Genomic DNA, 10,815 nt, shown 5'->3' with positions numbered 1-10,815 from the left:
CCGACATCATCGACCTTGGCATGGGCAATCCGGACCTGCCGACGCCGAAGGCCATCGTCGACAAATTGTGCGAAGTGGTGCGCGATCCGCGCACGCATCGCTATTCCTCGTCGCGCGGCATTCCGGGCCTGCGACGCGCCCAGGCGGCGTACTATCAGCGCCGCTTCGGCGTGAAGCTCAACCCCGATACGCAGGTGGTGGCAACCCTCGGCTCGAAGGAAGGCTTCGCCAACATGGCGCAGGCGATCACCGCGCCCGGCGACGTCATCCTGTGCCCGAATCCGACCTATCCGATCCACGCTTTCGGCTTCATCATGTCGGGCGGCGTCATCCGCTCGCTGCAGGTGGAGCCCGACGACGGCTTCATCCCGGCGGTCGAGCGCGGCATCCGCCACTCGATCCCGAAGCCGCTGGCGCTGATCCTCAACTATCCGTCGAACCCGACGGCGCTGGTCGCCTCGCTCGATTTCTACAAGGACGTCGTCGCCTTCGCCAAGAAGAACGACATCATCATCCTGTCCGACCTCGCCTATTCGGAGATCTATTTCGACGGCAACCCGCCGCCCTCGGTGCTGCAGGTGCCGGGCGCGATCGACGTCTGCGTCGAGTTCACATCGATGTCGAAGACCTTCTCCATGCCCGGCTGGCGCATGGGCTTCGCCGTCGGCAACGAGCGGCTGATCTCGGCGCTGACGCGCGTCAAGTCCTATCTCGACTATGGCGCGTTCACGCCGATCCAGGTGGCGGCGGCGCATGCGCTCAATGGCGATGGCGCCGACATTGCCGAAGTGCGCGAGGTCTACCACAAGCGCCGCGACGTGATGGTCGATTCCTTCAGCCGCGCCGGCTGGAACATACCGGCGCCGGCGGCCTCGATGTTCGCCTGGGCGCCGATCCCGGAACAGTTTCGTCATCTCGGCTCGCTCGAATTCTCCAAGCTCTTGATCGAGCACGCCGACGTAGCGGTGGCGCCGGGCGTCGGCTTCGGCGAGCATGGCGACGATTTCGTGCGCGTGGCGCTGGTCGAGAACGAGCACCGCATCCGCCAGGCGGCCCGCAACATCAAGCGCTTCCTGGCGTCCACCGCCAAGCAGCCCAACAATGTGGTGCCGCTCTCCGCGCACCGCTGAGTTCGCCTGACATCACCGATCGAATTTTTGAGGGGCATCGCCGGACATGGCTGAAGCGTTGCGTGTTGGAATTGCCGGCCTCGGCACGGTCGGCGCCTCGGTGGCGCGCGTGTTGCGCGACAAGGCGGCCGAGCTCACCCGCCAGTGCGGCCGCGACATCGTCGTGGCAGCCGTCTCGGCCCGCGATCCCAAGCGCGACCGCGGCGTCGACCTTGGCGGCGCGCAATGGTTCGACGATGCGGTCAAGATGGCGGAGGCGGCCGATATCGACGTCTTTGTCGAACTGATCGGCGGCGACGAGGGACCCGCGCGAGCCTCGGTGAAAGCGGCACTCGAGGCCGGCCGCCATGTGGTGACCGCCAATAAGGCGTTGCTGGCCAAGCATGGCGTGCAGCTGGCCGAGATCGCCGAGAAGAAGGGTGTGCTTTTGAATTACGAGGCCGCGGTGGCCGGTGGCATCCCCGTCATCAAGACGATGCGCGAGGCGATGGCCGGCAATTCGGTCACCAGGGTCTTCGGCATCCTCAACGGCACCTGCAACTACATCCTGACTCGCATGGAAGCCGAAGGCATCTCCTTCGACGCGGTCCTCAAGGATGCGCAAAGGCTCGGCTATGCCGAGGCCGATCCGACCTTCGATATCGAGGGCCACGACACGGCGCACAAGCTGTCGATCCTGACCAGCCTTGCCTTCGGCACGAGGATCGCCGCCAACGACATCTATATGGAAGGCATCTCCAACATCACCCAAGCCGACATCCGCGCGGCCGGGGACCTCGGCTATCGCATCAAGCTGCTCGGCGTCGCGCAGCGCACCGAGAGCGGCATCGAGCAGCGCGTGCACCCGACCATGGTGCCGACGGCTTCCGTCATCGCGCAGGTGCACGGCGTCACCAACGCGGTGGCGATCGAGACCGACATTCTGGGCGAGCTTCTGCTTTCCGGCCCAGGTGCGGGCGGCAACGCCACCGCTTCGGCGGTGATCGGCGATATCGCCGACATCGCCAAGAGCCGGCCGGGCTTCCAGCACGGACCGGTCTTCGGCCGCCCGGCGAAGGAGCTGAGGCCGTACAAGCGGGCCCAGATGCGCAGCCATGCCGGCGGCTATTTCATCCGGCTCACCGTGCATGACCGCATCGGCGTCTTCGCCGCGATCGCCAAGCGCATGGCCGACAACGACATCTCGCTGGAATCGATCGTCCAGCAGGCCGCAGGCCCGGAAACACACGCGCAGAAGACGGTCATCCTCGTCACCCACGAGACGACGGAAGCAGCGGTGCGCAAGGCCGTCGAGGGCATCACCAAGGATGGCCACCTGACTGACAAGCCGCAGGTGATCCGCATCGAACGGGCCGAATAGTTCGGACCAACTTCGCCTTCAATCGATTGATATTGCTGGGATTTCAAAAAATCCCCGGCCAAGTCTTGCCGTTGTCACGGAGCTTTGACACAAGAAACGCGCCTCTGCGGGAGGCGGGAGCAATTCCAGGAAAACTGCGCAGCGGTTTTCCCCGCCGAATTGCTCAAAACAAGTGTTAGAGCGACTCAAGATACGACCGCTCGCGTCAACGAGGATTTCCCACAGATGAACGTGGCCCAGAACATTGTCGCCGGCCTTGACCGGATACTCACCATGGAACTGGTGCGCGTCACCGAGCGGGCGGCGGTGGCGGCTGCCAGGCTGCGCGGGCGGGGCGACGAGAAGGCGGCCGACCAGGTCGCGGTCGACGCCATGCGCCAGGAGCTGAACCGGCTGGCTATCAAGGGCACGGTGGTGATCGGCGAGGGCGAGCGCGACGAGGCGCCGATGCTCTATATCGGCGAGGAGGTCGGTACCGGCATAGGTCCGGCGGTCGATATCGCGCTCGATCCGCTCGAAGGCACGACGATCTGCGCCAAGAACCTGCCCAATGCACTTGCCGTCATCGCCATCGCGGAAAAGGGCAGCCTGCTATTCGCGCCCGACGTCTATATGGACAAGATCGCCATCGGGCCGGGCTATGCCGACGGCGTCATCGACATCGACGCGACGCCGGCCGAAAACATCGCCAGCCTGGCCAAGGCCAAGGGTGTCGCGGTGTCCGACATCACCGCTTGCATCCTCGACCGCCCACGCCACGCCAAATTGATCGACGCGGTGCGCGCGACCGGCGCGGCGATAAGGCTGATCGGCGACGGCGATGTCGCCGGCGTCATCCACACCACGGACCCCGACGAGACCGGCATCGACATCTATCTCGGCACCGGCGGCGCTCCGGAAGGCGTGTTGGCGGCGGCGGCGTTGCGCTGCACCGGTGGCCAGATGCAGGGGCGGCTGATCCTCGATACGCCGGAGAAGGTGGCGCGCGCGGCCAAGATGGGCATTGCCGACCCGAAGCGGGTCTACCAGGCGAAGGACATGGCGCGCGGCGACGTGCTGTTCGCGGCGACCGGCGTCACCGACGGCAACATGCTCGACGGCGTCAAGTTCGGCCGCACCTACATCACCACGCACACGATCGTGCTGCGCTCGTCGTCGCGGACGGTGCGCGAGATCAAAGCGCGTCACCAGGATCTGGAAAAGTTTTGATTCCGTCCCGATTGGCCGTCGCATATTAGTATCGGCACTATGAAAATATGCGGACGGCGCGTCGCATGACGGGCGAAAGACGGCTTTTCCTGGATGTCAGGCAATCGGCGACCGGTGTCTCGTGGGAGCATCGGCTGACTGAACGGCAGGACATGACGGCGCTCGCCATCGCGCAGGGCCATGGCGTCCCGGACATCGTGGCAAGGGTGTTGGCCGGGCGCGGCGTCAGCGCGGAGCAGACAGAGCGCTTCCTCGACCCGACGATCCGCGACCTGCTGCCGAACCCGGCCTCGCTCACCGATATGGACAAGGCCGCCTCCCGCATCGCGGAGGCGATCATCGCCAAGGAGAAGGTGGCGATCTTCGGCGACTACGATGTCGACGGCGCGGCCTCGTCGGCGCTGCTCAAGCGATTCCTCGCGCATTTCTCGGTGCCGTCGGAAATCTACATACCCGACCGTATCTTCGAGGGGTACGGTCCCAATCCGGAAGCCATGCGCGACCTCATCTCGCGCGGCGCCAAGCTGATCGTCACGGTCGACTGCGGCACCAACAGCGCCACTTCGATCGACGCGGCCAAGCAGGCCGGCGCCGATGTCGTGGTGCTCGACCACCATCAGGTCGGCGGCCCGCTGCCGGTGGCGAATGCTGTGGTCAATCCCAACCGCGAGGACGATCTCTCGGGGCAGGGTCATCTTTGCGCCGCCGGCGTCGTCTTCCTCTGCCTGGTGCAGACGGCGAAGATCCTGCGAAGCCGGCTGTCGGAGGCCGCCCCGCCGGACCTGCTGTCGCTGCTCGACCTGGTGGCGCTGGCGACCGTCTGCGACGTGGTGCCGCTCACCGGCGTCAACCGCGCCTTCGTGGTCAAGGGGTTGCAGGTGGCGCGCCAGCAGAGAAGCGAGGGGTTGGCAGCCCTTTCCCGGGTGTCGCGCATCGGCGAGCCGATCAGCACCTTTCACCTCGCCTACCTGATCGGGCCGCGCATCAATGCCGGGGGGCGCATCGGCGATGCCGCGCTCGGCAGCCGCCTGCTTGCCACCGACGATCCGGTCGAGGCCGGCACGATCGCCGAGACGCTAGACCGGCTGAACCAGGAGCGCCAGCAGATGGAGCTGGAGATGCTGGCCGAGGCGCGCACCGAGGCCGATGCCGAGCTTGCCGGCGGCAATGGCCCGGCCATCGTCGTCACCGCCAGCCAGACCTGGCATCCGGGCATCGTCGGCCTGCTCGCCTCACGCCTCAAGGACCATGCGCGCCGGCCGGCCTTCGCCATCGCCTTCAACGCCAATGGGGTCGGCACCGGCTCGGGCCGCTCGGTGTCGGGATTCGATCTCGGCCGGCTGGTGCGCGAGGCGGCCGATGCCGGGCTGATCGTCAAGGGCGGCGGCCATGGCATGGCGGCCGGCATCACGGTGGAGCGGGCCGGGCTCGGCGCTCTCAGGGCCTTCTTCGAGGAGCGCGCGGCGGCCGACGTGTTCCGGCTGCAGGACGAGGAAAGCCTGGCGATCGATGGCGCGCTCGCCGCCGAGGGCGCGACGCTCTCCCTGCTCGATGCGCTGGAACAGGCCGGCCCGTTCGGCGCCGGCCATGTGGCGCCGGTGTTCGCGCTGCCGCGCCACCGGCTGACCGATGCGCGACCGGTCGGCACCAACCACATCCGCGCCGAGCTGCAGTCGCAAAGCGGTGGCCGCATCCAGGCGATCGCCTTTCGCGCCGTCGATACGGCACTCGGCGAATTCCTGTTCAGGAACCGGGGCAAGACGGTGCATGTCGCCGGGTCGCTGTCCGGCAATTACTGGAACGGCAACCGGACGGTGCAGTTCCGCATCACCGACGCGGCGCTTGCTTGAAAACCTGGCTGTAGCTTGAGATCAGGCCAGAACGGTCTGCAGGCGGGTCAGTTCGTTTATCTGCGCCATCGTCGCCTGGTAGCCGAGGCGGATCGCCTCGTCGGCGCGATGGAATTCGGTCAGGCCAATATGGCTGAGCTTGGGCTGCAGCGACATATCGGGCGGATCGCCGGCGAGCCTGGCGCGCGAGATCCGGTCCTGGATGATGTTGAAGGCTTCGACCATGACGCCGGTGATGCCGAGCCGCGTCTGGTGCGACTGGTGCACACTGTCGGCCCTGCCGGGTCCCGGCGCGTCCTTTTCAATGACCAGTTCACCGGCGCTGTGCTTGATGACGGCGGCGCGGCCGAACAGGTCATAGTGGAGGTTGACCGCCACGACGAGCGGCTGCTCGTAGGCGCGGCAAACCGAAACCGGCACCGGGTTGACCAGCGCGCCGTCGACCAGAATGCGGCCGTTGCAATTCACCGGCTCGAACACGCCGGGCAGCGCGTAGGAGGCGCGCATAGCCGTGATCAGCGAGCCCTTGGACAGCCAGATCTCGTGGCCGGTGCGGATTTCCGAGGTGACGGCGACGAAGGGCTTCGACAAATCCTCGAAGCGGATGCCGGCCAGATGCTCGCGCAGCCTTGCGTCGAGCTTCATGCCGCCGAACAGGCCGCTGCCGCGCAGGTTGAGATCGAGGAGGCCGAAGATGCGACGCTTGGTCAGGCTGCGGGCGAATTCCTCCAACTCGTCCATCTTGCCGGCCAGGTAGCAGCCGCCAACCAGCGCGCCGATCGAGGTGCCGGCGATCATCGACACTTCGATGCCGGCCTCGTCAAGCGCGCGCAGCACGCCTATATGGGCCCAGCCGCGCGCGCAGCCACCGCCGAGTGCCAGCGAAATACCCGTCTTCTTGCCAGGCTTCTGATCGGATGCGCCGCCGGACGAGGAGGGGCCATTGGCCTCTCGAACGTCTGGTCTGCCACGTAATGACGCCCATTCGAGCATCATAATCTCCCCTTATCCCACATCCTTTCTACAGCAAGGATGTTTGAGAATAGTGAATATTAGTGGTTTGTGAATATTGAATGGTTCACACCGGCTTCCGATACGTCTGTTCCGTATCGAACAGCGGCCTGCTGCCATCGTCGGCAAGCGTTGCCTTACCGTCGATCAGCCCCACCGTCCGATAAAAGCAGGAACGTCGACCGGTGTGACAAGTTGCGTCGTGGCCCAACACTTTCACGCGAAGCCATATCGAATCCTGGTCACAATCCGTGAGCATCTCTACGACGGTCTGGACATTGCCCGAGGTCTCGCCCTTCTTCCACAGCGCGTTACGCGAGCGCGACCAATAGTGGGCGATGCCGGTCTCCAGCGTCAGCGCCAGGGCCTCAGCATTCATGTGCGCCACCATCAGCAGCTTGCCGTCCTCGGCGTCGGTGACGACCGCGGTGACGAGGCCGGCCGCATCGAAGCGCGGGCAGAAGGCGGTGCCTTCCTCCAGTGCTTTCTTGTCCGAGGGAGCTTTCGGGAATTCCAGTGCCGACATCACCGGTCCTTGTCTTGGATGGCCGGCGAGGGCCGCTCAGGCCCCGCCGCCGCGCACCATGGTGACGAAGCGGACCTGCTCCTCGGGCGTGTCCTTGAAGACGCCGGTGAAGGTCGAGGTCAGCGTGGTGGAGCCCTGCTTGCGGATGCCGCGCATGGCCATGCACATATGCTCGGCCTCGATCATGACGGCGACGCCGCGCGGATTGAGCACGTCCTGGATGACGCCGGCGATCTGCGCCGTCATCGCTTCCTGGGTCTGCAGGCGATGGGCGAAGATGTCGACGACGCGGGCGATCTTGGAGAGGCCGACGACCTTGCCGTCGGGCAGATAGCCGACATGCGCCTTGCCGATGATCGGCACCATGTGGTGTTCGCAATGCGAGTGGAAGGTAATGTCCTTGACCAGCACGAGGTCGTCATAGCCGGCGACTTCCTCAAAGGTGCGGCCAAGTTCGTCGGCCGGGCACATGTCGTAGCCGTTGAACATTTCGCGAAACGCCTTGGTGACGCGCTTCGGCGTGTCGATCAGGCCCTCGCGGTCCGGATTGTCACCGGTCCAGCGCAACAGCGTGCGCACGGCCGCCTCGACTTCGGCTTCGCTCGGCCGGTCGGTGACGGGCTTTTCCATATAGGCGGAAGGGGGCATGAATTTCTTGATGACGGCATCCATAAAGGCGTCTCCCGTAGTTCCTCTCTCAGGAGGAACGAGTTGAACGGACCACGACCTTTCGGGTGTTAGAAACTCGCCCGGTTTCCAGCCCGTAAGCGGCGTGAACAAATTTGGGCACTGACGGCGGCGCTTGGTTGCCTTGTCGATGCCCGACTGCCAGCATTATATATGGTCGTGCCGAGCGAATGAAAGACGCATCAGCGGCAAACCCTGTTCGTTGGGCGGCGACAGATTGGAAAAAAATGATCGACGACGTCTACAATGCGAAAATCCTGGGCTTCGCCGGAAACATCGGGCGCGTCGGTCGGCTTGACCACCCCGACGCGACGGCGCGCGCGCATTCCAAACTGTGCGGTTCGACCGTCACCGTCGACCTGAAGATGGACGGCGACGTCGTCACCGATTTCGCGCATGACGTGAAGGCCTGCGCGCTCGGCCAGGCCTCGTCCTCGATCATGGCCCAGAATGTCGTCGGCGCGCACGCGGATGAGTTGCGCGCTGTGCGCGAAACCATGCTGAAGATGTTGAAGGAAAACGGCGCGCCGCCTGAAGGCCGTTTCGCCGACCTCAAATTCCTTGAGCCGGTGCGCGACTACAAGGCGCGCCATGCCTCGACCATGCTGACCTTCGATGCTGTGGTCGACGCCATCGGCCAGATCGAGAGGAAACGCGCCGGGCAGGCGGCTTAAGGATCGGGCTAGGCAGTTCTTCCGGTCACGGCGAACTCGCTTCTGATCCAGTCGGCGAACGCCTTGGCGGGTTCCGGCAGATCCCGCAAGCTCCTGGCCACCAGCCAATAGGCGCCGGAAGCAACATCGATGTCGAACGGCTTTATCAAAGTGCCTGACGCGAGTTCCTCGCCGATCTGCAAAAGATCGCCGAGCGCCACGCCGTGGCCGAGCAACGCTGCCTGCTTGGAAAGTGAGATGTCTGCCAGCATCGGACCCCGCGCGGGTACCGCGTCGGCGGGCACGCCGGCGGCCTGGAACCAGCGCGCCCAACCCTGGCGGTTCTCCTCGTGCAGCAGCGTGTAGTGGCGAAGGTCGATCGGCTTTTCCAGGGGAGGGCCCGATGCCAGCAGCCCTGGCGACAGCACCGGTGAATCGACAGTCGAGGCCAGGCGCTCGGCTTCGGTGCGCGGCCATGACGTGGCGTGCGCGCTGAAACGCAAGGCGAGTTCGGGCTGGTCGCTGCGGAACTCGATCGGCCGTACATCGACTTCCAGCGACACGTCGATGTCGGGCCGCAATTGGCGAAAGCGATTGAGCCGCGGGACCAGCCATACAGCGGCTAGCGATGGTTCAACGCTGACGCGGACCACCGATTGCGCCGGCGATGCCACCAGATCCGAAAGCACCCGGTCGATGTCGTCGAAGCTTCTGACCAATTGGTCGAGCAACCGTTGCCCCGCATCCGTCAGTTCGACCCGCCGATGCAGGCGGTGAAACAACGGCTGGCGCAGGAAAGTCTCGAGCTCGCGGATCTGCCGGCTGATCGCCGCCTGAGAGACATAAAGCTCCTCCGCTGCGCGGCTGAAGCTCAAATGTCGCCCGGCCGTCTCGAAGCTCCTGAGCGCTGTCAGTGGCAGCCGTCCTCGTTTCATTTCGCATAACCTCAGGTTATCCGAGGAGGAAATTATACTCGTTTGAGGAGGAAGGCCAGCGGTAGTCCAATCGATGCTCAAAGGAGCACTGCGATGAACCAGCTTCTGGACATTCTCAACGAGGTCATGCGGATCGCAACATTCCAGTGGCATGGCGCAGCCACGCCGAACCGCCACCATGATCGCAGCGATCTTCCCTCTCACCATGCCCAGTGGACCGACCGGCATCCTGTCCGCCGCTCGAGGTCGTGAGGCAAAGACCATTGCGTTCCCGGCGCGAAGCCCACATCTATCGCGCAGTGAAACAGGCTGCGGAGAGATGAGCGACTATCCTGGATATACGCACGGCGCCGGGCCGACCCGGCGCGGGCGCAACTGGCCGGGACCTTGGCGCAAGACGCCGGGCCGCGTCTTCGGCACGTCGCTCGTCCGTCTCTATCAATTGACGCTGTCCGGCTTCGTCGGCAATTCCTGCCGGCATTTGCCGACCTGCTCCGAATACGCGCATGAGGCGATCGCGCGCCACGGCCTGTGGGCCGGCGGCTGGATGGGGTTTTTCCGGGTGTTGCGCTGCGGCCCGTTCGGAACACACGGCATCGACCTCGTGCCCGAGACGCTCGCCAAGCGCTACGTATGGTTCATGCCGTGGCGCTATCGGCAGATCGGCAGGAAGCGCGGCAATCCCGAAGCCTGAGCGCCCGCCAAGGAGCGGCGGCCAAAGCTTCCTTAACGATTTGGTTAGGTTAACCGCATGTTGCTGTGAACTCGCGCATTTGAGACAAAATCGAGACAAGAGGCTTGGATAAATACGCTCCTGCCGCCCTTCAGGAGAGAAACGTCATGCGCCAGATAGACCGCCTTCCGTTCGTTTTTGCCATCGTTCTCTTCCTGCTGGCCTGGCTGCTCGGGTTCCCGATGCGCGCACAGTCGGCGCCGCTCGGCGATATCGAATGCACGCTGATCCAGGATGCGGCGAGCGGCGACACACTCTATCGCGACGGTGCCTGCGACCAACGCTTCAGCCCGGCCTCTACCTTCAAGCTGCCGCTGGCGCTGATCGGCTTTGACGCCGGCATCCTCGCCGACGAACACGCGCCGAACTGGGACTACAAGCCCGAGTTCAACGCGGTGAAGCGCGACCGGAAGACGGTCGATCCGACGATCTGGGAGAGAGACTCGGTCCTGTGGTATTCGCGCGAGATTACCCGCCGGCTCGGCGCTGAAAGATTTGCCGGCTATGTGTCGAAATTCGGCTACGGCAACGCTGATGTCACCGGCGATGCCGGCAAGAACGACGGCCTCACTCATTCCTGGGTGAACTCCTCGCTGGAGATATCGCCTGTCGAGCAAACCGCCTTCCTGCGCCGGCTGCTGGCCGGCAAGATGCCGGTTTCTGCCAAGGCGCATCAGATGGCGGAAGCGATCGTCCCGAGCTTCCAGGCAGGGAACTGGGC

Annotated in this window: 12 protein-coding genes; 8 read left to right on the top strand and 4 right to left on the bottom strand. The window is 64.8% G+C overall.

What is annotated here, in order from left to right:
- From EN742_RS11370 to recJ, 4 genes are all read left to right on the top strand, one after another.
- Positions 1-1,130 (top strand): LL-diaminopimelate aminotransferase (locus tag EN742_RS11370; protein WP_128332817.1); only part of this gene is annotated, 1,130 nt, incomplete at its 5' end.
- Between the two features lie 46 nt (positions 1,131-1,176).
- On the top strand, positions 1,177-2,490 hold the full coding sequence (locus EN742_RS11365; RefSeq protein ID WP_126054249.1) for a homoserine dehydrogenase: 1,314 nt from the start codon (positions 1,177-1,179) through the stop codon (positions 2,488-2,490).
- A gap of 225 nt (positions 2,491-2,715) precedes the next feature.
- Positions 2,716-3,699 (top strand): class II fructose-bisphosphatase, encoded by a 984-nt coding sequence (glpX, locus tag EN742_RS11360; RefSeq protein ID WP_126054250.1) that lies wholly within the window; start codon positions 2,716-2,718, stop codon positions 3,697-3,699.
- Between the two features lie 65 nt (positions 3,700-3,764).
- Positions 3,765-5,549, top strand: a complete 1,785-nt coding sequence (gene recJ, locus EN742_RS11355) for a single-stranded-DNA-specific exonuclease RecJ (protein ID WP_128332816.1) — start codon at positions 3,765-3,767, stop codon at positions 5,547-5,549.
- Between the two features lie 21 nt (positions 5,550-5,570).
- Here the strand turns inward: recJ and EN742_RS11350 are convergent, their stop codons facing one another.
- The 3 genes from EN742_RS11350 to folE form a co-directional block, all read right to left on the bottom strand.
- Positions 5,571-6,542, bottom strand: a complete 972-nt coding sequence (locus EN742_RS11350) for a patatin family protein (protein WP_126054251.1) — start codon at positions 6,540-6,542, stop codon at positions 5,571-5,573.
- 85 nt (positions 6,543-6,627) lie between these two features.
- Entirely contained in the window at positions 6,628-7,086 is a 459-nt protein-coding gene (gene hisI, locus EN742_RS11345) for a phosphoribosyl-AMP cyclohydrolase (RefSeq protein WP_126054252.1), read from the bottom strand.
- 36 nt (positions 7,087-7,122) lie between these two features.
- Positions 7,123-7,758 (bottom strand): GTP cyclohydrolase I FolE, encoded by a 636-nt coding sequence (gene folE, locus EN742_RS11340; protein ID WP_126054253.1) that lies wholly within the window; start codon positions 7,756-7,758, stop codon positions 7,123-7,125.
- 242 nt (positions 7,759-8,000) lie between these two features.
- Between folE and EN742_RS11335 the strand changes: the two genes are divergently transcribed.
- Positions 8,001-8,447, top strand: a complete 447-nt coding sequence (locus EN742_RS11335; protein WP_126054254.1) for an iron-sulfur cluster assembly scaffold protein — start codon at positions 8,001-8,003, stop codon at positions 8,445-8,447.
- 8 nt (positions 8,448-8,455) lie between these two features.
- On the opposite strand, the gene EN742_RS11330 is transcribed toward EN742_RS11335, so the two are convergent.
- Complete coding sequence (locus EN742_RS11330; RefSeq protein ID WP_126054255.1) at positions 8,456-9,361, bottom strand: LysR substrate-binding domain-containing protein; 906 nt, start codon at positions 9,359-9,361, stop codon at positions 8,456-8,458.
- Between the two features lie 93 nt (positions 9,362-9,454).
- Between EN742_RS11330 and EN742_RS38055 the strand changes: the two genes are divergently transcribed.
- The 3 genes from EN742_RS38055 to EN742_RS11320 all read left to right on the top strand — a co-directional run.
- Positions 9,455-9,613, top strand: a complete 159-nt coding sequence (locus EN742_RS38055) for a hypothetical protein (RefSeq protein ID WP_189347861.1) — start codon at positions 9,455-9,457, stop codon at positions 9,611-9,613.
- A 67-nt stretch (positions 9,614-9,680) separates the two neighbouring features.
- Complete coding sequence (gene yidD, locus EN742_RS11325; protein ID WP_126054256.1) at positions 9,681-10,055, top strand: membrane protein insertion efficiency factor YidD; 375 nt, start codon at positions 9,681-9,683, stop codon at positions 10,053-10,055.
- Positions 10,056-10,201: 146 nt separating this feature from the next.
- Positions 10,202-10,815 (top strand): class D beta-lactamase (locus tag EN742_RS11320; RefSeq protein WP_148670078.1); only part of this gene is annotated, 614 nt, incomplete at its 3' end.

It is taken from the genome of Mesorhizobium sp. M4A.F.Ca.ET.020.02.1.1, assembly GCF_004022645.1.
Taxonomy (GTDB): domain Bacteria; phylum Pseudomonadota; class Alphaproteobacteria; order Rhizobiales; family Rhizobiaceae; genus Mesorhizobium.
This window is presented reverse-complemented; position numbering and strand designations above follow the sequence as displayed.